The organism is Synechococcus lacustris Maggiore-St4-Slac, assembly GCF_024345595.1.
GTDB classification, from domain to species: domain Bacteria; phylum Cyanobacteriota; class Cyanobacteriia; order PCC-6307; family Cyanobiaceae; genus Synechococcus_D; species Synechococcus_D lacustris.
Map to the genome: position 1 here is coordinate 1 of NZ_JAGQBK010000006.1, position 24,179 is coordinate 24,179.

Here is a 24,179-nt window from a genome sequence, read left to right on the forward strand (position 1 = left end):
ACCAGATTTCTGTATGCATTCCCATATTCTAAGCCCATACTCCGAAGTGCTCCATAGTATTTTGGCAGTGTAATTTCAGTAGGCTCTGTTGTAAATTGCTTTTCAAAATGTAATTCACTAATTTTCTCTCCTAGTCTCACATTTTCCAAGTTCTCTGTTTCACCACTATTGACATAAACCTTTCCGTGCTGAGTCCATTTTTTGCTTGTTTCTGCTGAACTGAAAAATTCCATTAAAGAATTTTCAGGATTGTAGACAATTTGCAGAACTATTGCCTCCCCTTTTATCTGTAATGGTAGATCTAATCTTAAATTTTTTAGCTTTAATTTGCTTCCCTCTTTAACTAGTACATTGAGAGTTTGTTCTATAAAGCCAGCTGCTGGGAATACACAGTGGTTTTTAATGCAATGGTCGTTCAGATCTAGATTTGTTTGTTTGCATAGTTTTAGCTGGTAATAATGTATATCGCCTGGCAACTCGAGCATAGTGATGCTACTACTTTCCTCGATTTTATTAAACTCTTGTCTATCATCATTGCTTGTTTTCTGGTTTAGGTGTTCTCGCCATAATTGGCCTTTTATTTTTGATTCTTCATTTAATTTAGGCCACCAGTATTTCTTTTTTTCAAATGGATATCCTGTTAATATGCGTATTTGATTTTTTGGTACATTATATATATTCTTCCAATTTACTGGGTAACCTGCTGCCCATATTTTTTGAGCCGTTTTCAATAGAGTGAATTCACTATCAATCTGATATTGTATTGATGGGAATACTTTTATTTCAGGATTTGGGCTTAGTATTTGCTTGGTTAAATTTATTAAAATAGGTTTTGGCCCAATCTCTATGAATAAATTTCTATTTTCTTCGGATAGTGCACTAATAGCATCCTTATAGAGTACTGGTGATAATATTTGTTTAGACCAGTACTCTATAGATTCAGTTTCATTGGTTATTCTTTTACCGGTTACCGTGCTGTACATTTTCCCACTTGATGAAGAAAATTTGATACCCTTGAGCATAGTTTCAAATTCACTTATCATTGGATCCATCTCGGGTGAATGAAATGCGTGGGATACATTCAATTCACTACACTTAAAGCCACTGCTAATGGCCTCACTTTTAAATGCATCTAGGTTTGATCTTTCACCTGATATAATCAGTTGGTTATCTGTATTATAGCCGGCTAGATATGTCCTTGGATAATATTCTAGTAATGATTTTATGTTATCAATTCCTGCCTCTATAGCCAACATTCCTCCTGTTTTGGGTAAACTAGCCATTAGCTTCGCCCTAACGCATATTATGTGTGCAGCATCTTTTAAGGTTAAAACTTTGTCTAGATATGCAGCTAGGATTTCCCCTACACTGTGGCCAATTACCGCGTCTGGTTCTACCCCCCATTCTTTCCATAGAACTGTTAGGGCGTAGCCAAAAACAAATAAAGCTGGTTGCACAACTCTTGTATCTGCAAAGCTTTCGTCCCCTTTATTTGATAACCAGTTTTCGAGCAGAAGCCCATTTGTTTCTTTATCCAGATATTTCATTACGTGATCAACTGCGTTTCTAAATATCTGATTTTGAGCATATAGATCATGCCCCATCTGCTTCCATTGCGAGCCTTGACCTGTTATAAGAAATGTTATTTTCGTGGATTTTTTCGAGGAAATATCGTTAACGATTAATTTAGAGGTTTCAATGTCATTCTCAGCGTAGGATTTTAATTGTTCAATAAGCTCATTGGTGCTGCTGGCAATCCATCCATTGCGATATCTAAAATTAGATCGATATGATGATATTTCAGCTATTAACTTAATTCTTGCTGCCTCGTCGATATCTTCCAATGTTTTTGCTACATCGCCTGCAATCTTTCGAAGTGTGGATAATTGTCTTGCTGATAATATCAGGGCTAATCTTTTTTGAATTGTTGTTTTTTTTATTTCATCTCTATTTGAATTGTCTTCGGCTGAAACCAGAACTACATGTGCATTTGTTCCTCCAAATCCAAATGAACTTACTCCAATTTGCACTGGACTCCCCTCTAGCCCAATTTTTGTTGTTTCTAGTGGAATTTTTAGTTTGTATAATTCTAGATTTATTTTTGTGTTGGGGTTTTTCAAATTAATAGCTGCTGGCACTTCTTTGTTTTTTGCAACTAGCACAGCTTTTATTAGACCCGTGATACCAGATGCGGTTTCGGAGTGGCCTAGATTTGCCTTTACTGACCCTACAAGGCACTCTGTTTTTAATGCCAATGCAATGCCTAATGCCTCTAGCTCAATTGGATCGCCTTGCTTTGTCCCCGTTCCATGTGCTTCTATATAATCAGTTCTTGACGAGTCTAGTGCTGCATCTTTATAGGCAGATTCTATGCATAATATTTGTGTATCCAGCCTAGGGGCAGAGATTCCACTACTTCTACCATCAGAATTTACTGCTGATCCACATATTATTGCATCTATAATGTCGCCATCTTCCAATGCCTTTTCATAACTTTTTAGAATTACCACACCCGCCGCTTCCCCACGTACGTATCCATCCGCATCATCATCAAATGTTTTGCATTGCCCACTGGGTGATAACAAGCCTGCTTTACAGAAGCTTGTGTGTATCCCTGGGTGAACTATTATTTGTACTCCACCCACAATTGCCATATCACATTTTCCACTATTTATACTTTGGCATGCAAGATCTATGGCAACTAGTGAGGATGAACATGCTGTATCTACAGTTAAGCTTGGACCTCTTAAATCCAAAAAATACGATAACCTATTGGCTGCTATACATCCGGTATTTCCCGATAGTAAAAATGTTTCATTTTCGGGTACTAAATAGTCGTATTCTGATCCCCACAAGAGCATCCCGTAATCGCAACTTGATATACCAATAAATACTCCTGTTTTTGTGCCTTTGATCTCATCAATTCGGATTCCTGCGTTTTCAATTGCCCTCCACGATACCTCCATTAAAAGTCTCTGTTGAGGGTCCATGCATGTGGCTTCTCGCGGGGATACACCAAAGAAGCTTGCATCAAAACTGCCTACATCATCAAGAAATCCAGCTTCTTTTACATGATGAGTTGATGGATTTAATGGATTTAAATTATAATGAATGTTTTGATCCCATCGCTCTTTAGGACAGCTACTGATGGCGTTACCTTTATTTATTAAAAATTCCCATAGCTGGTTTGGAGACTCTATGCCTCCTGGCAACCGGCAGCCCATTCCAATGATTGCAACGTGACGCTTTATGTCGGTCAAGGCGGGTGATCCGTTTTTATCTATTGTACAATTTGGCTCATCTGGTTGAGCTTTAGATTATTAAACCGTTTTCAAGCTTTATAATACGATCAGCATAATCTAGAATTTTATTGTCGTGGGTTATTATAATTACTGAGCATTGCTTAGTTTCTGCTAACTCTTTCAGTAAGCTTATTACTATTCTTGCTGAATCTTTATCCAATGAGGCTGTTGGCTCATCAGCCAGAATTATTTCTGGTGTATTTGCGATAGCTCTTGCTATTGATATCCTTTGTTTTTGGCCTATTGAAAGGTCTTTTGGTTTAAAGTTTGCCCTATGACTAAGTTCCAGGAGTTCTAGTAGTTGAAAACATCTTTCTTCAATCTCACTCATTTCTTTTCTTCTCCATTCTTTATGCACTTCAAGACCAACCCTTATGTTTTCCTGTGCCGTAAGGTATGGAAGTAAGTTATGTGATTGAAATATGAAACCAATTTGCTTACGTAGTTCAACTAGTTCCATCCTATTAGCGGATACTATGTTTTTGCCAAGAATCTCTAGGTATCCCTTTGCTCCCGTGCGAAGTCCCCCCATTAATGTTAATAATGTTGTTTTACCTGATCCTGATGCACCTGTGAGGATTATTAGTTCACCTTTTGATACTTCTAGTTCTATTGAGTTAAGTACCTGTGAATGAGGATCTTCTTTGCAGTATCGGTAGGTTAATTCCTTGATTTTTACGGGTTTCTTGGATTGCATACTATTCTCTTAATAGAGTGTTGAGGGGTCTACTTCTCTTAGTTTATTTGTTGCTATATAGCATGAAATCATGCTGGTTGCAATACTTAGGCTTGCTACTATGATAGCTCTTCCAATTGTCATGTATATGAGCAGGTTTGACGCAGACATCATGATTGAGTATAATCCCATTGAAATAAGAATTGAAAACGGAAAGGACATTAGCGTAAGTATCAATGCTTGCGTAAAAACAATTTTTATTACAAAAATATTTGTGTACCCTAATGCCAGTAGCGTTGCGTATTCAGGAAGATGACTTATTACATCTGAATATAGGATTTGATACAATATTATTCCACTTACTACAAATCCAACTATAACCCCAAGCCCAAATATAAATGTTAGTGCTGTGTTCTTGCTCCAGTAGTTCATTTCTGTTTTTGATATTTCTTCTATCAACATCGCACTAACTGTTCCTCCATTTGGGAATAATTTTTCTGAAAGTGCTTTTTTGACCCTTTCCTTAGCATAATTCTTGCTTATTTTTACTACGCCTAGATTTGCTATATGTTGGTTTCTTTTTGGATAGTAATGTAATAAATTATTTTGAGACATGACTAAACTTAAATCAGAGGCAAAAGTAGACCCTATCTGTGCTGTTGAATTTATAAGAATTCTTTTATCAATTAGATTTGACCGATATGAATTTTTTTGCATCATTTCTCTTTTTGCATCCCTTACATATGATGGCCTTGAAAGTGTATCAATTGCAGCGCGTTCGTAAAGATCTATTAATCTTAAATCTAGGCTTGTCTTTTTTGTATCTAGGGCGCTATTTAGAGGATCAATTCCATATATCTGTGCATTTGTTGTCATTCCTTCCGACTTGATTAGCACAGTTCCAAGTTCTATGGATAATGTGGAAACTTTTGCTACTCCTTCCACTCCTTTGGCTCTCATTATGTCTGAGATGCTTATTGTTGGAGACTGAGATAATCTTTTAAATCGTGAGCTTACTATTACGATTTCTCCATCTAGCAGTGAATATGGTCGAGATTGACTTTGATATATCGATTCCAACAAGCCAAGTTGAAAAAATACTAGTACATTTGAAAAACAGATTCCTGCAGTTGCAGCAGCTGTTTTTATGGGTGAATCTTTTAGCTGCTTTATTGCTAATGGAAGCCTTTTGGAGAATTTCATTTTTCTGAATAGATTGGTTCAAAAAGGATATTTACTTCCATATAATTATAATTTTGGGCCTGGATGGATGATTTATTGTCTAATTTTATTAATACGTTAAAAACTCTATTTGCAAGGTTTGCTGCTGGATCATCAGAATTAACAGTTTGTTGTGTAACCTGGCGGCTTACTTCTATTACTCTACCTTTCCACTTTAAATTTGGAACCCCATTCGCAGTTATATTTGCAGCTTGTCCTAATTTAATATTTTCTATGTCTGCTCTATTTACTTCAGCAAGTATCCCCATGGAATTGCTGTTCCCAACATCCATAACTGCCTTACCATTATTTATGCTTTCCCCCGGCCTTGAATATATTTTGAATACTTTTCCATTTTCGGGTGCTTTTATTACTGAGAGCATTGATTTAAATTTATTTGCTTCGTATTCCCATTCTGCAGATTTTAATTTAGCTTTGTTTGTTTCTACTAGCTTTTGATTTGACAGATATTCTTGTTCAGTTGCTCTATAGAGTGTTTCCTTCTCATCCGCTTGTTCATATGTGGCAGCACCTTGATTTCTTAGAAAATTGTATCTTTTGTATTGTCCACGATAAAAATCCCTTAATGTCTTAGAAGATATCATCTTTGCTTTAGCGCTTTCAAGCTCCGCAATCTGTTGAATTATTTTTGCTCTTGACGATTTCATATTATAAATTGATTCATCTCTGTCCTCCACACTAAATAGTGGATCCCCTTTCTTGATAAATTGATTTTCTTTAACGTATAGGGCTTTAATCCTGCTTGAAGAGTAGATCATTGGATATTGAATCGAACGGATATATTCCGTTGGCTGTACCTTGCCTAAGGCGAATACCCTTATGTTAAGTGGCTGTTCTACATGTGAATTCTTTGATCCATTGATTTTTTGTATTGCTACTACCAGAATTAATATTGACGCCAAATATATTGTTAACTTTTTGAATGAGATTTTATTTAATATCCCCACCCTATTTTGCTTTTCTTCTGTTTTATGAGTGGCATTCACTTTTTGTTCATTTTCATTTTCCTGCATATCGTGTTTGCTAATAATGATTTATTCTAGCTTTCTTATCTCGGATTGCAATGCAATTCCTTGTGATATTATCCTTATTTGCATTTTTACTTGCTTTATGCTACATGCCTCCCGCAATGTCTCTTTAGACTATCTTAAGGCTTTCGTTATTGTATTGGTGGTTTTTCTTCACTCAATTTTAGCATATCCATCATGGGCTTTTTTTAATGTTAATTCATTTCTAAATTCAAGTGCTCCCATTGTAGATCCGGCTAGATGTGAGTTTATAGATTTTATTCCCAGCCTCTTAAATGGTTTCTTTATGGCCCTTCTTTTTTTTATTTCAGGCCTTTTTGTTTATCAAAGTTTGTTAACTAAGGGCCCTGTTGCTTTTGTCCGAACCCGATTTAAAAGGCTTGGTATTCCCTTCGTATTTGTTCTTTCATTTGTGATGCCGATAGCTTTTTATCCTTCTTTTCTAATGTCTGGCTCTACTAAGGATTTTATTTCCTTTTGGTTTAGTTGGTCTTGGACTAGTGGCCCTGCTTGGTTTTTATCTTTGCTTTTACTTTTTAATTGCTATGCAGTTATCGTATATCGCCTTAAGCTTTTTCCAAGCTTCTCTTCTGCTAATTTTATTGTATCTAATCCCTTAGTTTTTTTCCTCGTTCTTATTTTTGCCTCTGTTTTTGTCTATCTTCCTTTGATGTATTTCTACGGACCATTTCAATGGTCATCGTTTGGTCCCCTTCTTATTGGCCAAACTAGTCGTTTACTTTTTTATTTGGTTTACTTTTCAGCTGGATTAATCGTAGGAAAGGTTGGTCTTAGCTCAACCTTTCTACTTGATTCCCGTGTATTTCTTAGGCGCTCCTTTGTTTGGCTTATTGCTTCAGCTATTCTAGGCTTTATTTATTTGGCTTCTTTGAAAATTGTTCCCATTAATTTAACGGTTCCCTGGAGCCCTCCTGCTTTGTGGTGGATTAATGCACTTATTTTTTGTTTTTATTCAGCTATCCTTTTAATGTCATCTTTGTTGCTCTCTTTTACCTTCTTTTCCAGGAGAGTTGATCTTCTTGACCATCTTAGTGCCAATTCTTTTGGTATTTATATTTTACATTATCCTTTTGTTGTTTGGGCCCAGTTTTTTCTTCTTCCTTTTCACCTACCTGGCTGTCTTAAGCTCCTGATTGTTTTTACCTTTGCTTTCTTTTTTAGTTGGTGGACTAGTTCTTTGATTCGCATATCCCCCCGCGCAAGATACCTTCTTGGCGGTTGATCCCTTTGCTATAATGTTGTTACTCAGAATTTCTATGATTTTTCTTTTAGTGCCTAATGTCAATCTCAATTCCATTGCAGCTCACACAACCACAAACGAATATTTGTAGTTGCTTGGTTGTTGAGGGTCAGGAAATTTTTTCGCGCTTATTATGTAGTTTACTTCAAAATTATTTAAATGTAGACCTTATTGCCACTGCTTCAAGTGTTTCTGAGGCGTTTATTGCATGTGAGAATTTAAAGCCTGATTTATTAATCCTAGACTTAAATTTACCGGATGGTGATGGTATTGAGGTTGCTGAGGTTTTTAGCCGTTTTTCACCTGGTGGAAAAATTATAATCTTATCTGGCCATGCCAGTAGTTTTATTGCTCCCCCTGAATTTTTGGATTATATTTTTGGTGTGGTTGATAAAACAGCAGCTTTTGAAAACTTGCAGATTTTATTAGAGAAACTCTTTGTTAATCCGTTTTTATCTCTTACCCCTCGCCAACGGCAGATTTTTACGCTTATTGGCAATGGGCTTCAAAATAAGGAAATTGCTTCACACTTGCAGTTATCTATCACCACAGTTGAAACCCATCGTAAGGCTATTGCTAGGCATTTAAATAAAAGTGGCGCTGAGTTACTTGTTTACGCAGCCACTTTTACTCGCTTGTATGTTTAAATTTAAAATAGCATTTCTTTTTCCTGAAAGGCTTTCTTCTCGGCTGGTTTTAAGTGTTCTTTTGCAAATTCTATTTATTTCATTTGCAGTTGGTATTCTTTCTTTTATTGCCGGTTTGCGCTCAAAGCAGCTTGAAGCAATTAATTATAAACAGCAGGGGGCATTAACGGCCTTTACTAGCGGTCTATCTAGTAGGTTGTCTGCACCTATATATATAAATAATTTAAATGCAACTTCTATCGCCCAAGGTGATTTGGATTTAAAAAACTTCAATCAGATGTCTGATCGATTTTGGAGTCAGTTGCAACAATTCCCTGTTTCCTATATTAATTATGGAGGCACCAATGGTGAGTTTCTTGGTGTGCAGCGGCTTGATAATGGCCAGTTTTTAGTTAATGAAAACACTAATAAACCACAGCCTGGGAGCTTGTCTATTTATAAACTAGGCCCCCATGGTAAAAGAGGTGAGCTTATTGAAATTGTTCAAGGGATGAGCCAGCTCCATGAAGAACCCTGGTATACCGAAACTGTGTTTGCAAACCGTCCAATGTGGAGTTCAATATATCAATGGGAAGATGATCCAAATGTTTTTGCAATTTCTTTTAATCAACCCATAAAATCACGCGATGGCGAATTATTGGGTGTTATTGGTGTTGATTTTGTTCTTGCTCAACTGAGTACATGGATGAAGTCTGTTTGGCAACCAGCTAACGGGCTCGCTTTAATTGTTGATAATAATGGCTATTTGGTAGCTAGCTCTGATTCAAATTTGTTATTTACACGCGTTGGCAATCAATTAAAGCGTAGAAGAATAGACCAAGTTTCTCTCCAAAAAGTTCAAACCGCAGTTAATACCTTTTTTGTTAAAAGTACTTCTGCATCCAATCAATTGCAACCTAATTTTTCAACTTTATCTAGCTCACCAATCCCAATTGCTTCTGGTTCTAACCAGCGTGAAATCCTCTTAGATGCTTCTCCTTGGGGCCAAGAACTTGGCCTGAATTGGATTCTTATTACCTTTTTTGAATCAGATTTGGGATTTTTATCATCTTGGCTGTTTGCTATTTTTGCTCTTTGTGCTTTTTTCATTCTTGCTTTTTTTATATGGATTAGTTTACGTTCTATTATTTCTTGGTTGTTATTACCTTTAACCTCTCTTCGCAGCCAAGCAGATGGTATCGCTAAGGAACTTGCATCTAATGATTTGCCAATTGGCGAAATTAAGTTTTTCTCTGATCAGCCTTCAGAAATCTATTCAATGTCTGTTTCTATTGATAAACTTATTAAGGCTTACAATTATCAATTCAGATTGCTATCCGAGCAAACGGAACGGGAGGCTATTAAGGATGCACAATCTATTGCTATCCTTCGCGATAAACTTAAAACCAGCCTTAAGGCTGCTGCCATTGCCCATGAAATTAATCAACCACTTAGTGCCATTATTTTAAATTCTAGTATTCTTCTGCGCCATGCTCCCAATGATCCCGGCCTCTTGCTTCTAAATTCTCAAGCATCTGAGATGTCAGCTGTAGTTGAAAAGATGCGGTCTCTTTTGGCAAACGTGCAATCTAGGCAGGAGGTTATTAATTTACAAAATCTTTTAAATTCTATTGTTGTTTATGCCAACAGTAACCTTCCTCAACTCCCTGCATTGCTTAAGCTCAATTTTGATTCTGAACGCTTTTGGATTTTGGCGGATGCGTCTCAGATCCAAATGGCCTTAATTAATTTATTTAAGAATTCTCTTGTTGCTCTGCATTCGTATTGTGTTGATTTGCCTTTAATAGAGCTTGGTTTGTTTCGGCAAGCTGATTATATTGTTATTTCTATTTCAGATAATGGCCCTGGTTTCAGTGATTATCATCTTGATAATTTGCTTTTAAATTCCTCTGGTGATTCAGGTTTAGGCCTGGGTTTGTTTTTAGTGCAATGCACCATGGAAAATCATAATGGCTTTATTAAGCTTGGCCGCTCTGCCTCCGGTGGTGCGCTTGTTGAATTGTGTTTCCCAGCCCTTCCTCTACCCACTTCTGGGTATGGCCCTAATTAGGCGTTTTATTTATATTTAAATTAGCTTGCTTCAGCACTTCATTCTTGTGCCAGATTTATTAAAAGATGGTATCCCAATTATTGATTTGCTTCAAATATCAGCTGATCTTGATTACACGGCAAGCCACCTTGGCAGGCATCAGAGCGGTGTTTCCCGTATTTATAGGCAGGTTAGTAGATCGCTCGATTTGAATTTTATTAAGAATGAAAATGGGTTTTACTCTGCTTCAAATAACCTTGCTGTTTTGCACTGCCTTCGCACCGCTTCTCAGCTTTTGCGCTTAAATAATCCAGCTTCCTTGCGTTGGGTTTCTGGTTTATATCATGATTGGATTTTTTCTCAACATTCATCATTTCCTATTCCTTTAGCTAGGCCCTGGTTTGGAGAGGAGCAAACATTGAATTTGTTGAAAGATAGGGTTATAGATCTAGCTATTGTTAGTTGTTTAGATGTATTTCCAACTAAAACCATAATTAATTCGAATCCATTTCATTTTGATAAGTTTATTGCCATTGGCCTTTCGAGCTTTCCGCTTACATTGAGTGCTAGCCCAAACCACCCTTTGGTATCTGCTGATCAAATTAAGCCAAATGATTTTCGATTCTTCCCTTCACTTGCTACCTTAGCTAATTTGTTTCCAAGCAAGGCAAATTTATTGGCTGCCTTGGGTTTATGGCGCAATAGGCGCCCAATTCTTAAATACAACTGGCGGCATTGGGAGGGTGCTTGTTGCGATTCAAAAACTTTGATCTACACCACGCCAATTAGCAAGATGTTCCTCAAGGATAAGCTGCAGATATCTGATATCAAATTTGACCTTTCTATTTGTGATGGCGATGTGCTTTTGGTTCGCGAAGATGTTTTTCAACACCATGTGATTAAGTCACTTATCTTTGGTATTTGGTCAGCCTATTCCTCTATCTGTGCGCCGCTATTTGCAAACGATTCCAGATTTAAAATCTTCACATGCAACCCTGCACTGAAATTCGGTAGCTGAAGCCGGTGCTGCCTGGATCAGCACTGGCACCAATCTTGAAATTTACCTGGCTAACGGTTTTACCTTGCACCGCAGCAAACGGGCCAAACATTGCGCCACTACCCATTGGCGGTGTGATTAATTCATTCACAACCTGTAGGTTTGTGCCATCACTAAATTTTAAGTATGCCTGCACTGGATAACGGGCTGCTTCCGTTGATTGGGCTGTGAAAAATAACTTATATGTGTTAAACGCTTTGTTTACGGCAAAGTCGGTATTCCAATTGGTTCTCCCTAATGCCAAGCCTATTGGTGAAACTTTGGGCGCACCCACCCTTTTAACAACAGTGGTTCCACCGCTGCCGCCGATTGGCATCAGGAAGTTGCAGCTTTGGGCAAAGCTGGCATTAGCGCTTGTAAATATGCCAAGCAGGGCACCCAACCAGATTTGCTTGTTTTGATTAATCATTTTTTGGCTCAGGATTTGGGTGGTGGTGTTTGGGTGTCGCTTGGTTTTAGGAACACAAATACTGTTCCCACCACAACCATCAGCACCAATACGGCACCCCCAAGAATCGGCAGCAGCAATGAGTTGTCCATTAATTCAGTTTAGCTGTGAAAGAGCAATACCAACCCTTGGCTCACCTGATGAAACTCCCTTTCCTCCCGGCTTAGGTCGATGCCAACGCCGAGTCCCTCCTTTAACGCCTGTTCAAATGGTGGTTGGTTTGGAATTGTTTTATCGGTGCAGAGGGCTGCAATACCCACAGATGTTGCATGCCATGTAAAGCCATCGGTTACCCATATGGCCTCTTCCATCAGGGCTTCTTCCAGTAGGGAGCGCAGTGGCAAGGATTTCACCAACCAGTCCCTAGCCTGATAACGAAAATGCTTCGCGGCAACACACCGTGAGCTTTTGTAGTGGAGCTCACCTAGCCTCCGCGGCGATGAGCAGTTTTTCTTTCCCAACCGCCCTCGTTCACGAGTGGTTTAGCCCCCGCTCAGTTGGTGGTGCTGAATTGGTGGTGCAACAGCTAGACCATCTATTGCAACCCCAGTTGTTCAGCTTGGTTGATGCTGAATCAAGCCACCCCGGCAGCTGGCTTGAAGGGCGTTCAATCCGCACATCTTTTATCCAGAAGCTCCCCTTCGGCAAAAGCCATGTGCAGCAATACTTGCCCCTTCTACCCCTGGCGATTGAACAGCTCAACCTGGAGGGTTATCCCCTGGTTTTAAGCAGTAGCCATTTGGTTGCCAAGGGAGTGCTAACCAGCCCCGAACAACTGCACGTGAGTTATGTGCATACCCCAGTGCGCTACGCCTGGGATCAAATGCACGCATACCTTCGGGCCTCCTCCATCGCTAGGGGCCCCCTCGGCCCTTGGGTGCGCTGGCAGCTCCATCAGTTGCGCCTTTGGGATGTGTTGAGTGCCAGCCGCCCCAACCATTTGATTGCCAATTCCCGTTTCACCGCCCAACGCATAGCCCGCTACTGGGGCCGCTCTGCCACCGTGCTGCCACCCCCCGTTGGCGTGGAACGTTTTGATTGGCAGCAACCACGGGACTCTTTTTATTTATGTGTTTGCCGCCTAGTTCCCTACAAGCGCGTTGATTTGGTTGTGCAGGCTTGCGTTGATTTAGATCTACCTCTGTTGGTGGTGGGTGATGGACCCGAACGCAAACGGCTTGAATCCATAGCTAAGGCCAATATTCGCTTTTTGGGCCATTGCCCCGCCGCTGAGGTGGAGCAATTGATGGCCCGTTGCCGCGCCTATGTGTACGCCGGTGTGGAGGATTTCGGCATCGCCCCTGTGGAAGCAATGGCCGCTGGGGCTCCAGTGATTGCATTGGGGCGGGGCGGCTTGCGTGATTCAGTGCTTTGCCTAAGCCAAAATCGCCAAACTGCCACTGGTTTGCTCTTCCCAGATCAGGAACTGGCTCAACTGCGCAGTGCCTTAAACGCCTTTGAAGAAGGGCGGTTGTGGCGTGAATTGCCAGCGGAGCGCCTACGCATTCACGCAGAAAGCTTTGCACCTCAAGCATTTAGAGCCCGCCTAGAGCGTTTGCTACACAACTGGTGGGATACCCATAACAGTGATCCCTATGGCGCTGTGCCTGTGAATTAGCTGACCCAGGTTCTCTGGTTGCGGTGCATGCGATTTGTACGTTTGGTGCAACTCATGCAGTGCAAATGCTCGCGCGTTCGCCACTAAAAAATTTAGCTGCATTTAGTAATTCCGCTTCATCAGTTTCAGCTAATTTCCCCTTGGCGGCGAAGTCAATGTCTTTCAGCTGCAGCCGCCAAGGCCTGCAAATAAGGCCCAATGCAAGCATCAAACGCACAGCTGATATTGCTTTTTCCCTTGGTTTGCTCTGCCTTGGCTCCCCCTTATTGCTTGCCATCGCCCTGCTTGTAAAAATCACCTCCCCCGGACCAATTTTTTATTCCCAGGAGCGCATCGGTAAACGCTACAGCCGTTTTGGTTGCATCAAATTTCGCACTATGCAATTGGATGCTGATCAACGCCTGCAAAACCTGCTCGCCAGTTCACCGGCACTGCGCCAGGAATTTGCTAAGGATCACAAGCTGAAAAACGATCCGCGAATCACACCGATCGGCCAATTTCTAAGGGTTACTAGTTTGGATGAATTGCCACAATTGATTAATATTTTCCGTGGTGAGATGAGTTTGGTGGGTCCGCGGCCCATCGTTCAAGACGAAATTCGTCGATATGGGCAATCCATGGATGAGGTGCTTTCAGTGAGGCCTGGGCTCACTGGCTTGTGGCAGGTTTCAGGTAGGAATAATCTCAGCTACAAGCGCCGAGTTGAATTGGATCTCATTTATGTGCGCCGCCACAATTTGAGGCTTGATTTCAATATTCTGCTTCGCACCATCGCAGTTGTTTTATTTCCAGCCGACAAAGGCGCCTACTAGGATTAAAGCGATTAGCTGCCATTGCAAGGCAAGCCATTGGTTTATGCGCAATATGGCTAAAATAGCATCGCTATTTACTACGTTGCCACCTCTATTTAATATGGGTTTATTAATAGCTTCACCTTCGTAATAATTTAAACCTCCAAGCTGAATGTTTAGTGCGTAGGCATAGGCGGCCTGGGATACTCCTGCATTTGGAGAAGCGTCTGCTTTGCCATCGCGACAGGCAGCCCACAATTCGCCAAGGCTTAGGGCCACCAGCCTTGAGGGCAGCCACACCAATAAATCATCCAGTCGAGCCCCTGCGGTGCCAAGCCAGCGCAGTCGCCCCCGGCGATAGCCCAGCATCGAATCAAGGGTGCTACTTGCCTTAAACCCCCAGGCCATTGCCAGGGGCCCTGGCCACTCAGTTAAGCCAGCGCACCAGAGCAGTGCCCCCAGCAGCAGCCAAAACAATGGGGCAAACAAGCCATCTACGCCATTCTCACTGGCGGTTTCAGCTGTTGCCCGCAGGATTTCCATTTGGTTTAATCCCGCCGTATCGCGGCCAACAATCCAGCCAAGCCGTTCCCGGGCTACTGCTAAATCATCGGGTTGGCTTGCCAATGGTTCTAAAACTGCCCTAACGGCTAGGGCCAGGCTGCGGCCCGCCAAGCAGCTGGCCATGGCGATTAAAAGCAGGGGCATTGCCCATGGTTTCGCTAAAGCAAGCCGTTCAATCAACCAACCCGCCAGGCCGCTTCCGAGCAGCAGCAATGTTGTTATCACAAAGCCCCCTAGGCGCAGCCGCCAGGGGCTGTAGCCAGCCCAGGCTTCTGCCCAACTGCGCCATAGCTTGATCAGTGCCCCCATGGCCATCACGGGGTGGGGCCAATGGGGCGGATCGCCCAGCAGCCGATCAAGGCCGCTGGCAATTATTACCAGCAGCAGCGGCCAGATCAGGCGGTTTTTAACCAGCTGAACATTGAACGCAGGCCTTTACCCACCGATTCAATCGGGTGTTGGCTGTCTCTTTGGCGCATTTTTGTCATCTGGGGCTTGCCTGCATCGCATTCAGCCACAAAATTGCGGGCAAAGGTGCCATCTTGAATATCGCTAAGGATGCGCTTCATTTCAGCTTTGGTTTCTGCTGTGATCAACCTTGGGCCACTCACATAGTCGCCATATTCAGCCGTATTAGAGATCGAATCCCGCATGGCAGTGAGGCCACCTTTAACCATTAAATCAACGATTAGCTTCACTTCATGGAGGCATTCGAAATAGGCCAGTTCCGGTTGGTAGCCAGCCTCCACCAGGGTTTCAAAGCCAGCTTTCACCAGTTCGCTCAGGCCACCGCAAAGCACCGCCTGTTCACCAAATAAATCGGTTTCCGTTTCCTCTTTGAAATTGGTTTCCAGGATGCCCGCCCTGGTGCCACCAATCCCTTTGGCGTAGGCCATCGCCAGTTGCCGCGCCTTGCCGCTGGCATCTTGTTCAATTGCAAATAGGGCGGGCACGCCCATGCCGTTTTGATATTCCCAACGCACCGTGTGGCCAGGACCCTTTGGGGCAACCATCACCACATCCACATCAGCCGGTGGTTTGATCAGTTCAAAGCGAATATTGAACCCATGGGCAAAGCTCAACATCTTGCCGGCGCTTAGATGGGGTGCAATTTCAGTGTCGTAAACGGCTTTTTGGAATTCATCAGGCAGTAGCACCATGATCCAATCAGCCTTGGCGGCAGCTTCGGCCACGCTCAATACCTCGAGGCCGTCTGCCTTTGCTTTTTCCGCCGAGCGGCTGCCTTCATAGAGGCCAACCACCACATCAACGCCGCTGTCCTTGAGATTTAAGGCATGGGCATGGCCCTGGGAGCCATAGCCGATGATCGCCACGGTTTTACCGCTTAGAAGATCAAGGTCTGCATCGTTGTCGTAGTAAAGGGTGGCCATCCGGGGTAAGGGCAGGGCAAAGGAGGAGCCTACCCAAACGCCATCCCTAGGCTTCGCTTGGGTTGCTAATTACCCGATCGATCAGGCCATATTCCTTCGCTTCAGCGGCACTTAAGAAGTAGTCGCGGTCGGTGTCTTTCTCTAGCTTTTCCAAGTTTTGACCAGTCATCTCCGCCAGCTGTTGGTTTAGCTGATCTTTAAGGCGCAGGATTTCCCGCGCTTCGATTTCAATGTCGCTGGCTTGCCTTTGGCTAGTGCCCCCCAAGGGCTGGTGGATCATGATCCTGCTATGGGGTAACGCCAAGCGTTTGCCCTTGGTGCCAGCCGCCAATAGAAAAGCACCCATGGAAGCGGCAAGGCCCACGCAAATGGTTACCACATCAGCTTTTACATATTGAATCGTGTCGTAAATAGCAAGGCCTGCTGTTACCGATCCGCCTGGGGAATTGATATACAAGTAAATCGGTTTACTGCTGTCGTCGGAATCGAGATACAGCATTTGTGCAACTAAAGCATTAGCAACACCATCATTTACCTCTTGGCCAAGGAAGAGGATCCTCTCCACACCAAGGCGGGTGTAGATGTCTACCCAGCGCTCATATTGGCTGCCTGGGAGACGGTAGGGAACGCTTGGGGTGCCGATGGGCATGGTGAAAAATGCAGGGTTAGGGGTGTGGAAGAAAACAAAAAACAGCGGTTAGCTGGGCAGATCTTTACGGCTGCTCAATACCCGATCAATCAAGCCATATTCGAGTGCTTCCTTAGGTGTTAGGTAGGTCATGCGATCGGAATCCTCAGCCAATTGTTCAGGGCTGCGGCCCGTGTTCAAAGAGAGCATTTCCAACATGGTGCGCTTGTTTTGCAACACCTCCTTTGCTCTGATCTGGATGTCGGTGGCTTGGCCCCGGGCGCCACTGCGGGGTTGATGCAGCACGATTGAAGCATTGGGTAAAGATGCCCTTTGCCCCTTGGTGCCAGCGGAAAGGATCATCGCTGCCGTGCCCATCGCTTGACCAATGCAAATCGTGTGCACAGGTGGTTTCACATATTTGATCGTGTCGCAGATGGCAAATGCCTCAGTTTCAAAACCGATTGCATCTCCTGAATACCAGCTGGTGCCAGTGGAATTTATGTAGAAGAAGATTGGTTTTTCTGGATTATCAAATTCCAAATACAGCAATTGGGCAATGATTAATTCAGTTACATCTATACCCATCTGGCGTTTTGCATCGTCGTCTGAAAACAGGGGTAAGCCCAGATAAACGATGCGTTCCTTCAGTAGCAGCGAAGGCAGATCCGGCGGCGGGGTGCGAAATGAACTGCTGCCCCCTTCTGAGTAGGGAGCCGATACGGCCGAAACCATCAAGTAGGTGCGGATGCAGCGAGCCTAGCGAGGGTCGGAGGCGCGAGCGAACACCATCCTTCCCGCAGGGGTTTGCAGGGCGCCCGTAACGGTTACCTCCCGCCGTTCACCAATGCTGCTGCGCGCCCCTTCCACCACAACCATCGTGCCGTCTTCCAGGTAACCAACCCCCTGCTCAGCTTCTTTGCCCTCCCTGATGATCTTGAGCTGGAGCAAATCCCCCGGTTGTACCTCAGGCCTGAGCCGAACCACCAGTTCACTCAGGTTGAGGGGCCGTAGGTTTTGCACCTGGGCCACCTGGGCCAGGTTGTAATCGGTTGTGAGCAGCAGCCCATTGGTATCGGCCGCTAGTTTCAGCAATTTGTCGTCTACCCCCGCTCCCTCGTAGCGGGTGTTGTTAACAACCAAACGCCGGCCATATTGCTGGCGCATCTCCGTGAGCAATTTCAAGCCGCGGCGGCCTTTACCCCGTTTTTCAGCATTGCCAGAATCGGCCAACTGTTGCAGTTCATCGATTACGCATTGGGCCACGATCACCTGACCTTCCAATAGCCCGCATTCCACCAGCCATTGCACCCGGCCATCGATAATCACGCTCGTATCAAGGATTTTGGGGCTGGCCGGTTGCAGCACCCCATCGGCCACCAGCAGGGCTTCATTGCTGCTCGGAATAAACAAGCGCAGCAGGGTTCTGCCATGCACTTCGGCCAGGTTGTAGCCGCTCACGCCAAAAAATACGTTGCTCAACACCGCCGCCAGTGGTTTTACAAAACCCACCTCCCACGGCAATGGCAGCAGCAGGATCGGTGCCAGCAGCAGGTTTGCCACCAGTAGCCCCAGGATCAAACCCACCGCCCTACTGATTAATAAATCCGTTGGCATGGTGCGCACTTGGCGCATTAATTTCTGGCGCAATTGTTGAAAAAGCAGCCCTGCCACCAGGCCAAAAAGGGCGCCAAAGCCACCCAGCACCCAGCGCAGCCCCTCCAAATTGGTTACCTGCACCAGCAGCCTTTCCGGCAGTAAGTCCACCCCAAGCCAGCCGGAGGCAGCGCCGGAAATCAAAAACAGAATCAGAATCAGGGCATCCACCACGGCGTAGCAGGGAGAGCTTCAGGGATTAGCCCCTAAACAGATTTATATGAGTGTGCCGCTTCCGCTCCATCGGCGCTTGCCCCGCAGCCTTTATCTCCATATCCCCTTCTGCCATCGCCGCTGTTTTTATTGCGATTTTCCTGTGGTGCCTTTGGGTGACCATGCTTCTGGCGCTACTTCTAATTCCGTAGCAAATTACCTAGCTCAACTAAACCTCGACCTGGAGGCCGCAGCTCCAGGCCCACCGCTTTCCACCGTTTACATCGGTGGCGGCACACCATCGTTGCTCTCCGTTGCTCAAATAGGCGCCCTGCTTGAGCGGCTGGAACAGCAATGGGGGCTGGCGCCTGGCGTTGAAATAAGCCTTGAGATCGATCCGGCCAGCTTTGATCGCCCTTGGTTGGAAGCGGTGTTGAACCTTGGCATTAACCGCTTCAGCCTGGGGGGTCAGAGCTTTGATGATCAGGTTTTGCATGGCCTTGGCCGGCGCCATAGTGCTGCCCAGTTGCGGGAAGCTTGCGCCTGGTTGCGTCAATTTCAGGCGGCAGGGCAATTAAACAGCTGGAGCCTTGATTTAATCCTCAACCTGCCAGGTCAAACGCAGCAGCACTGGCAGCAGCAATTAAGCGCAGCCCTTAGGGAATATCCGCCCCATCTTTCGATTTACGACCTAATCGTGGAACCCGGCACGGTGTTTGAGTGGCGCCAAAGGCGGGGTGAATTGCCCTTACCAAGCCAAGATGCCGCCGCTGAACATTTGGATCACACCCACCAGCAGCTTGCCGCTGCGGGCTATGGCCACTACGAAATCAGTAATTGGGCCCTTCCCGGCCATTGCTCCCGCCACAACCGCGTTTATTGGAGTGGTGCCCCATGGTGGGCTTTTGGCCTTGGTGCCACAGCCGGTGCTGGCGCTGAACGGTTGGCCAGGCCCCGCACCAGGGAGGCCTACGGCCAATGGCTGCTCAGTTACCCAGGCCAGCAGTTGCCAGCAGGCATCGCTTTGGGGTCTATCCCACCCCTGGAAGATCTGCTGCTGGTGGGCCTCAGGCGCCGGGAAGGGGTTGACCTCGCCTGGCTGGAGGCTGCCGTTGCTTGGCCGGTGGAGGGCTCCTTGGCTGCCGCCATCGGCCAGGTTCTGGCCCCCTGGTTAAGCGATGGGCTTGTGCAATTAAATCAAGGTCGTTTGCGCTTGGTGCCCCCCGCTGGCTTCAGCCTTAGCAATGCGGTGTTGCGGGACCTACTGGCCTGGTTGCAAGGATGCAACCCAGCCCCTGAGGGCCTCACTAAATAATTCGGCCCCCGGCAGCAGGGCACTGGAAAAGGGCGGTTGGGCTGCCGTAAGCCCAAGTAGATCAGCTGTTACCCGCACTTGGCCATCGCAGTTGTTGCCGGCGCCAATGCCGATTACCGGCAGCTCTAATTCCTGGCTTAATTGGCCTGCCAGGGGGTGTGGCACATGCTCGAGCACCAAGGCAAAGCAGCCGGCTTGTTCCAGTTCATGGGCGCTTTGGCGCAAGCGCTCTTGGGCTACCGGATCGGTGGCCTGGCGGCGGTAACCAAGCTGACGCACCGATTGGGGTGTTAGCCCCAGGTGACCCATCACCGGAATGCCGCTGCGCACTAGGCGGCTAACCACTGCCAGGGTTTCCGGTTCTGCCCCCTCAAGTTTCACGCCAAGGCAGTTGGTTTCTTTGAGGAACCTACCGGCCGCCGCCACAGCTCGATCCGGGCCGCATTGATAGCTCAAAAATGGCAGATCACACACCATCGGCGTGTGCTGTAATCCCTTCTCCACGGCCGCTGCATGGTGCAGCATCGCCTCCACCGTTACGGGCAGGGTGGTGGCATGGCCAAGGCTCACCATGGCAAGAGAATCCCCCACCAGCACCAGATCAACCCCAGCCGCTTCCGCCCATTGGGCACTCATCACATCCCAAGCTGTGAGCACAGCAATGGGCTTTCCCTCCTGCTTGAGGCGCTGCAGTTGAAGGCCCAATTGGGGAGGGGTAAGGCTCAAGCCGTTTGAACTTGTAAGTGCCAGCCATTGCTAACATGGGGTCGACTCGGATCCATGCGGCTCCGACGCCTAAACCTGGTCAGATCCGGAAGGCAGCAGCCACACGGGATGCTCGAGGCAGGCGTGGACTCCGGGTCACCTAATTAAATTTCAGAATCAGTTTTCGGCGCGATTTTGGCGTTGCAGCAGAAAGGAAGGTATGCGCACACCACTGGAATCGCCCTCATCGCCATTGCGGCTTGGGGAAACGGGCTCGAGCAGTGAGTTTTGGCTGAGCCGTTTTGGCACATAGATGCCGCCCCCTTCAAAGCCAGTGGCAATCACAGTTACGTGGATTTCGCCTTCCAATTGATCATCAACAACAGCGCCAACAATGATGTTGGCTTCAGGATCCACCACGTCGTAGATCACCTCAGATGCGGTGGTCATGTCTTCCAGGGTCATGTCGCGGCCGCCACTGATATTGATCACACAACCCTTGGCGCCATCGATGCGGGCCGATTCCAGCAGCGGGCTGCTCATGGCTGCCATCGCCGCTTCTGTTGCCCTTGATCTACCCGAGCCAATGCCAATACCCAACAGTGCGGTGCCAGCGCAGGCCATCACCGAACGCACATCGGCGAAATCCACATTCACCAGGCCTGGTTTTGTGATGATGTCGCTGATGCCCTTCACGCCGCTGCGCAACACCTCGTCGGCGGCGCGAAATGCTTCCTGCAGTGGTGCCCCAGAAATTGAATCCCGCAGGCGATCATTTGGGATCACAATCAAGGTATCCACGTGTTCCGCCAGGCGGGCAATGCCCTCCTCCGCCTGCCGCATGCGTTTCCTGCCTTCAAAAGTGAAGGGTTTAGTAACGATGCCAACGGTGAGGGCGCCGGATTCCTTGGCCACTTCCGCCACGATCGGGGCTGCTCCGGTGCCAGTGCCGCCGCCCATGCCAGCGGTGATAAACACCAAATCGGTGCCCTCTAGGGCTTGCTGCAATTCGATGCGCGATTCTTCAGCCGCTTTTTGACCAATGGCTGGATTACCCCCAGCACCAAGGCCGCGGGTGAGCTTCATGCCCAACTGCACCCTCTGGTTAGCTGAGGCATTCAGCAGGGCTTGGGCATCGGTATTGAGCACCCAAAAGCCCACCCCATGGAGCTCAGAGGCGATCATCCGGTTAACTGCATTGCTGCCGCCACCACCAACACCGATAACTTCGATCCGGGCGCTTTGGCTGGGCACAATTCCCTGGCCCGCCATGGCGGATTTGGATTCGAAGCTATCCATCGAATAAGTCAAGCTTTCAGTGCCTTTCATTATTCCAGGCTTAGTTCATATTTGAAATTTTTTTTATCTGGATTCGCACATTCGAGTTGAACTCTTAATTTTCTGGTTGCTGCTTGGGTGCCGCCATAACCAGCTCAGGATGTTCCGGGTCGCTTAAATCCAGTGCTTTTGCCCCCGCTGGGCGATCAAGATTTTTTGCTAGGTGGCTCAGCACCTGCAGCCTTCTGCCGGTGCGTTCATCAATGGGGCCAAACCGCACTGCACCTAACTTGTTGCTTACAAGCCAAAGGTCGCCATTGGCTTCAAAGCGCAGTTCCCGCACATCCGCCTGCTTGGGGAGCACGCCAATCAGTAGTTCCAATGTGGGTTGGTAGCGGCTTTGCCAGCCCAGCACCATCAGGTTTGGCAGGGCTGCTCCGCCAAGGCCCGCCTGTTGGCGTGGGCTAATCCAGCGGCCGGTGCGATCGATATAACCCTGCTCAGGGCCACTGCTACCGCTGCGTTGGGCCCTAGCAACGGCCGCCCGTTCGCTCAAATTAATAACCAAACGGGGCGGCAGCATCTGCCGTTGTATGCGCACCTGATCCACCGGCAGGGCAGCCGCAAGCCGTTGTTTGATCAGGATTGGATTTAATTCCAACAGCTTTAGTGGAAAGGTGAGGCCAGATGCCCTAACCACCAGCTCGCGGTTTAGATCCGGGGCACCGCTCACCTCCACTTGATTGGGGCTGCGCAGGATCCAGGCTTGTTTGATAACCAGCCAGCCAAGGCCTGCGCTGATCGCCATCAAGGCAAGCAGCCGCCAGAGTTGGGCGATGGTGTCTAGGCGTTTACGCCGGCGTAGTTCCTTGCGGCGCTGGATGCCCTCTGCCAAATTTTCACGGCTTTGCTCCACCACAGATCAGAGCTCACAGCGGGAGCGACTCATCAATTCACCAATCCAGCGGCGTGCCCGATCGGCATCGGAAAAGGGCAGGTCGTATTCGCGGCCATCACCTATCAGCCTGAGCCGGCAGGCCCCATGGCTTTCATCTGTTAAGGGGGCATCGCCAGAACCCAACGACAGCAATTCCACCAGCTCCAATTTCGACACCATCAACGACCCCTGCGGTTTGAACTTACCCGCTTCAAAGCTGGTCCACTCCAGGCAGCCATCCTTCAACCTTGCGCCACCACCACCATCCAATTTGGATAGTTCAGAACCTGCCGCCCATTCCAAAAAAAGCCGTTGTCGCCTTCGTTCAAGCCAGCCGAGGGCCGCTAAAACCACAAAGGCCACCAGCAGGGGTAACCAGAGCAATCCATGGGTCATCTCGCCAGCTCCACTAATTGGTGCACCAGATCTGCCAGGGGGATACCGCTGGCAAACCAAAGCATCGGATACATGCTGAGGTGCGTGAACCCTGGCAACGTATTGATTTCATTGATCAAAAGCCGTTCTGTTGCCTCTTCGTAAAACAAATCAACGCGGCTAAGGCCGCTGGCACCCACCGCCTGCAGGGCGGCAATCGCCAGTTTTTGGGCTTCATTTGCCACCTGCTCTGGCACCTGGGCTGGAATTACAGCCTGGCTATGGCCTTCGCAATATTTGGTTTCGTAGTCGTACCAATCAGCATCAAAGCAAATTTCGCCCACCACAGAAGCCCTTAATTTTTCCCGCCCCAATACGGCGCATTCCAGTTCCCGCACCTTGAGACCCTGTTCCACCACAATCCGCTGGTCGTGGCTGGCGGCAAGTTGCAGGCCCGCTAGTAGCTCGTTGCGGTTGCTGGCTTTACTGATGCCCACAGATGAACCAAGGTTGGCTGGTTTTATGAAACAGGGGTAGCCAAGTGCCGCCTCCAGCCGGCTGAGCAGTTGGTTTGGCTGTTCAAGTTCCGCTGCCGCCACCGGTTGGTAAGCACCCTGGGGCAAACCGGCTGCTGCAAACGCGGCCTTCATGGCCAACTTATCCATGCCAACGGCAGATCCCAATACCCCAGAACCCACATAGGGCACCTGCATCAAGCTAAATAAACCCTGGATGGTGCCGTCTTCCCCATTGGGGCCATGGAGCACCGGAAACCAACATTGCACCTCCAATGCCCCAGGCGGGAAGCCATGGAAGCCCTCCCTTTCAAGCTGATCATCGAGGGGGGCGGGAAGCTGGCTTTTTAATACGGCCTCGGCAACCTCTTCCCCCCACCAGCGGCCCTTTTGATCGATGTAAAAGCAGCGCACTTGATAGCGCTCCGGATTGCTGCCTTCGTTAAAACCCTGCTTCACGGTGCAGGCCGATCTAATCGAGATGGCGTGTTCCCCTGAGGCGCCACCAAATATCAAGCCCACCACTAATTTTGCTTTAGTTGGGCTGCTATCCACGGAACCGT

At 46.8% G+C, this 24,179-nt stretch carries 24 protein-coding genes and 1 other RNA gene; 8 read left to right on the plus strand and 17 right to left on the minus strand.

All coding sequences use genetic code 11. From position 1 onward, the window contains the following. The 4 genes from KBY68_RS06010 to KBY68_RS06025 form a co-directional block, all read right to left on the minus strand. Positions 1-3,260: type I polyketide synthase (locus tag KBY68_RS06010; protein WP_255096320.1), on the minus strand; the 3,260-nt coding region annotated here is incomplete at its 3' end. Between the two features lie 52 nt (positions 3,261-3,312). Then, positions 3,313-3,999, minus strand: coding sequence for an ATP-binding cassette domain-containing protein (locus tag KBY68_RS06015; RefSeq protein ID WP_255096321.1), 687 nt, complete (start codon positions 3,997-3,999; stop codon positions 3,313-3,315). A gap of 9 nt (positions 4,000-4,008) precedes the next feature. Beyond that, complete coding sequence (locus KBY68_RS06020) at positions 4,009-5,181, minus strand: FtsX-like permease family protein (RefSeq protein ID WP_255096322.1); 1,173 nt, start codon at positions 5,179-5,181, stop codon at positions 4,009-4,011. Then, entirely contained in the window at positions 5,178-6,233 is a 1,056-nt protein-coding gene (locus tag KBY68_RS06025) for an HlyD family secretion protein (protein WP_255096323.1), read from the minus strand. Before KBY68_RS06025 ends, KBY68_RS06020 begins: the two co-directional genes overlap by 4 nt. A gap of 97 nt (positions 6,234-6,330) precedes the next feature. Here KBY68_RS06025 and KBY68_RS06030 point away from each other — a divergent pair, with 97 nt between their 5' ends. Genes KBY68_RS06030 through KBY68_RS06045 form a run of 4 tightly spaced genes read left to right on the plus strand, consistent with a single transcriptional unit; the run spans position 6,331 to position 11,203 of the window. Then, positions 6,331-7,491: an acyltransferase family protein gene (locus tag KBY68_RS06030; protein WP_255096324.1), complete on the plus strand. Its 1,161-nt coding sequence runs from the start codon at positions 6,331-6,333 to the stop codon at positions 7,489-7,491. A 56-nt stretch (positions 7,492-7,547) separates the two neighbouring features. Beyond that, positions 7,548-8,156, plus strand: a complete 609-nt coding sequence (locus KBY68_RS06035) for a response regulator transcription factor (protein WP_255096325.1) — start codon at positions 7,548-7,550, stop codon at positions 8,154-8,156. After that, on the plus strand, positions 8,149-10,206 hold the full coding sequence (locus KBY68_RS06040) for a sensor histidine kinase (protein WP_255096326.1): 2,058 nt from the start codon (positions 8,149-8,151) through the stop codon (positions 10,204-10,206). The genes KBY68_RS06035 and KBY68_RS06040 overlap by 8 nt, the downstream gene beginning before the upstream one ends. Positions 10,207-10,252: 46 nt before the next feature. Continuing rightward, positions 10,253-11,203 (plus strand): hypothetical protein, encoded by a 951-nt coding sequence (locus tag KBY68_RS06045; protein WP_255096327.1) that lies wholly within the window; start codon positions 10,253-10,255, stop codon positions 11,201-11,203. Here KBY68_RS06045 and KBY68_RS06050 read toward each other — a convergent pair. From KBY68_RS06050 to KBY68_RS06060, 3 genes are read right to left on the minus strand one after another with little or no spacing between them, the layout of a single operon-like run. Further along, complete coding sequence (locus KBY68_RS06050; RefSeq protein WP_255096328.1) at positions 11,169-11,651, minus strand: hypothetical protein; 483 nt, start codon at positions 11,649-11,651, stop codon at positions 11,169-11,171. The genes KBY68_RS06045 and KBY68_RS06050 overlap by 35 nt on opposite strands. An 8-nt stretch (positions 11,652-11,659) precedes the next feature. Further along, entirely contained in the window at positions 11,660-11,782 is a 123-nt protein-coding gene (locus KBY68_RS06055; RefSeq protein WP_255096329.1) for a hypothetical protein, read from the minus strand. A gap of 9 nt (positions 11,783-11,791) precedes the next feature. Further along, the gene (locus KBY68_RS06060) at positions 11,792-12,034 is read right to left on the minus strand and encodes a DUF8674 family protein (protein ID WP_193464805.1); all 243 of its coding nucleotides are present in this window, start codon (positions 12,032-12,034) and stop codon (positions 11,792-11,794) included. 95 nt (positions 12,035-12,129) lie between these two features. Between KBY68_RS06060 and KBY68_RS06065 the strand changes: the two genes are divergently transcribed. After that, entirely contained in the window at positions 12,130-13,308 is a 1,179-nt protein-coding gene (locus tag KBY68_RS06065) for a glycosyltransferase (protein ID WP_255096330.1), read from the plus strand. 155 nt (positions 13,309-13,463) lie between these two features. Beyond that, complete coding sequence (locus KBY68_RS06070; protein ID WP_255096430.1) at positions 13,464-14,120, plus strand: undecaprenyl-phosphate galactose phosphotransferase family protein; 657 nt, start codon at positions 13,464-13,466, stop codon at positions 14,118-14,120. Here KBY68_RS06070 and cbiB read toward each other — a convergent pair. From cbiB to KBY68_RS06095, 5 genes are read right to left on the minus strand one after another with little or no spacing between them, the layout of a single operon-like run. Continuing rightward, entirely contained in the window at positions 14,091-15,077 is a 987-nt protein-coding gene (gene cbiB, locus KBY68_RS06075; RefSeq protein WP_390634981.1) for an adenosylcobinamide-phosphate synthase CbiB, read from the minus strand. The two genes, KBY68_RS06070 and cbiB, sit on opposite strands and share 30 nt — an antisense overlap. Beyond that, positions 15,059-16,054, minus strand: coding sequence for a ketol-acid reductoisomerase (ilvC, locus tag KBY68_RS06080; RefSeq protein ID WP_106499266.1), 996 nt, complete (start codon positions 16,052-16,054; stop codon positions 15,059-15,061). The genes cbiB and ilvC overlap by 19 nt, the downstream gene beginning before the upstream one ends. 46 nt (positions 16,055-16,100) lie before the next feature. Continuing rightward, positions 16,101-16,703 carry an ATP-dependent Clp protease proteolytic subunit gene (locus tag KBY68_RS06085; protein WP_106499265.1) on the minus strand — a complete coding sequence of 201 codons (603 nt, stop codon included), beginning with the start codon at positions 16,701-16,703 and terminating at the stop codon, positions 16,101-16,103. 48 nt (positions 16,704-16,751) lie between these two features. Then, positions 16,752-17,417, minus strand: a complete 666-nt coding sequence (locus tag KBY68_RS06090) for an ATP-dependent Clp protease proteolytic subunit (protein ID WP_106499264.1) — start codon at positions 17,415-17,417, stop codon at positions 16,752-16,754. Positions 17,418-17,441: 24 nt separating this feature from the next. Continuing rightward, entirely contained in the window at positions 17,442-18,512 is a 1,071-nt protein-coding gene (locus KBY68_RS06095) for a PIN/TRAM domain-containing protein (RefSeq protein WP_106499263.1), read from the minus strand. Positions 18,513-18,564: 52 nt separating this feature from the next. Here KBY68_RS06095 and hemW point away from each other — a divergent pair, with 52 nt between their 5' ends. Further along, a complete protein-coding gene (gene hemW, locus KBY68_RS06100) occupies positions 18,565-19,806 on the plus strand; it encodes a radical SAM family heme chaperone HemW (RefSeq protein WP_255096332.1) in 1,242 nt (413 codons plus the stop codon). Here hemW and panB read toward each other — a convergent pair. Beyond that, positions 19,753-20,511 (minus strand): 3-methyl-2-oxobutanoate hydroxymethyltransferase, encoded by a 759-nt coding sequence (gene panB / locus KBY68_RS06105; RefSeq protein WP_255096433.1) that lies wholly within the window; start codon positions 20,509-20,511, stop codon positions 19,753-19,755. The two genes, hemW and panB, sit on opposite strands and share 54 nt — an antisense overlap. Positions 20,512-20,575: 64 nt before the next feature. Here panB and ffs point away from each other — a divergent pair. Next, an RNA gene (gene ffs, locus KBY68_RS06110) (signal recognition particle sRNA small type) lies at positions 20,576-20,672 on the plus strand. Between the two features lie 16 nt (positions 20,673-20,688). On the opposite strand, the gene ftsZ is transcribed toward ffs, so the two are convergent. The 4 genes from ftsZ to KBY68_RS06130 form a co-directional block, all read right to left on the minus strand. Beyond that, positions 20,689-21,810, minus strand: a complete 1,122-nt coding sequence (ftsZ, locus tag KBY68_RS06115; RefSeq protein ID WP_255096333.1) for a cell division protein FtsZ — start codon at positions 21,808-21,810, stop codon at positions 20,689-20,691. 94 nt (positions 21,811-21,904) lie between these two features. After that, positions 21,905-22,708 carry a cell division protein FtsQ/DivIB gene (locus KBY68_RS06120; RefSeq protein ID WP_255096334.1) on the minus strand — a complete coding sequence of 268 codons (804 nt, stop codon included), beginning with the start codon at positions 22,706-22,708 and terminating at the stop codon, positions 21,905-21,907. A 3-nt stretch (positions 22,709-22,711) separates the two neighbouring features. After that, positions 22,712-23,122: a hypothetical protein gene (locus KBY68_RS06125; RefSeq protein WP_106499260.1), complete on the minus strand. Its 411-nt coding sequence runs from the start codon at positions 23,120-23,122 to the stop codon at positions 22,712-22,714. Then, positions 23,119-24,171 (minus strand): D-alanine--D-alanine ligase family protein, encoded by a 1,053-nt coding sequence (locus KBY68_RS06130; protein WP_255096335.1) that lies wholly within the window; start codon positions 24,169-24,171, stop codon positions 23,119-23,121. The genes KBY68_RS06125 and KBY68_RS06130 overlap by 4 nt, the downstream gene beginning before the upstream one ends. Positions 24,172-24,179 lie beyond the last annotated feature (8 nt).

Excerpts from the sequence above, each read along its gene's own strand:
- KBY68_RS06065 (WP_255096330.1), top strand. The coding sequence starts at position 12,130 with ATGAGCAGTTTTTCTTTCCCAACCGCCCTCGTTCACGAGTGGTTTAGC.
- KBY68_RS06035 (WP_255096325.1), top strand. The coding sequence starts at position 7,548 with ATGTCAATCTCAATTCCATTGCAGCTCACACAACCACAAACGAATATT.
- KBY68_RS06025 (WP_255096323.1), bottom strand. The coding sequence starts at position 6,233 with ATGCAGGAAAATGAAAATGAACAAAAAGTGAATGCCACTCATAAAACA.
- KBY68_RS06040 (WP_255096326.1), top strand. The coding sequence starts at position 8,149 with ATGTTTAAATTTAAAATAGCATTTCTTTTTCCTGAAAGGCTTTCTTCT.
- KBY68_RS06090 (WP_106499264.1), bottom strand. The coding sequence starts at position 17,417 with ATGGTTTCGGCCGTATCGGCTCCCTACTCAGAAGGGGGCAGCAGTTCA.
- KBY68_RS06015 (WP_255096321.1), bottom strand. The coding sequence starts at position 3,999 with ATGCAATCCAAGAAACCCGTAAAAATCAAGGAATTAACCTACCGATAC.
- KBY68_RS06050 (WP_255096328.1), bottom strand. The coding sequence starts at position 11,651 with ATGATTAATCAAAACAAGCAAATCTGGTTGGGTGCCCTGCTTGGCATA.
- KBY68_RS06020 (WP_255096322.1), bottom strand. The coding sequence starts at position 5,181 with ATGAAATTCTCCAAAAGGCTTCCATTAGCAATAAAGCAGCTAAAAGAT.
- KBY68_RS06085 (WP_106499265.1), bottom strand. The coding sequence starts at position 16,703 with ATGCCCATCGGCACCCCAAGCGTTCCCTACCGTCTCCCAGGCAGCCAA.
- ilvC (WP_106499266.1), bottom strand. The coding sequence starts at position 16,054 with ATGGCCACCCTTTACTACGACAACGATGCAGACCTTGATCTTCTAAGC.
- ftsZ (WP_255096333.1), bottom strand. The coding sequence starts at position 21,810 with ATGGATAGCTTCGAATCCAAATCCGCCATGGCGGGCCAGGGAATTGTG.
- KBY68_RS06070 (WP_255096430.1), top strand. The coding sequence starts at position 13,464 with ATGTCTTTCAGCTGCAGCCGCCAAGGCCTGCAAATAAGGCCCAATGCA.
- KBY68_RS06125 (WP_106499260.1), bottom strand. The coding sequence starts at position 23,122 with ATGACCCATGGATTGCTCTGGTTACCCCTGCTGGTGGCCTTTGTGGTT.
- KBY68_RS06030 (WP_255096324.1), top strand. The coding sequence starts at position 6,331 with ATGCTACATGCCTCCCGCAATGTCTCTTTAGACTATCTTAAGGCTTTC.
- KBY68_RS06055 (WP_255096329.1), bottom strand. The coding sequence starts at position 11,782 with ATGGACAACTCATTGCTGCTGCCGATTCTTGGGGGTGCCGTATTGGTG.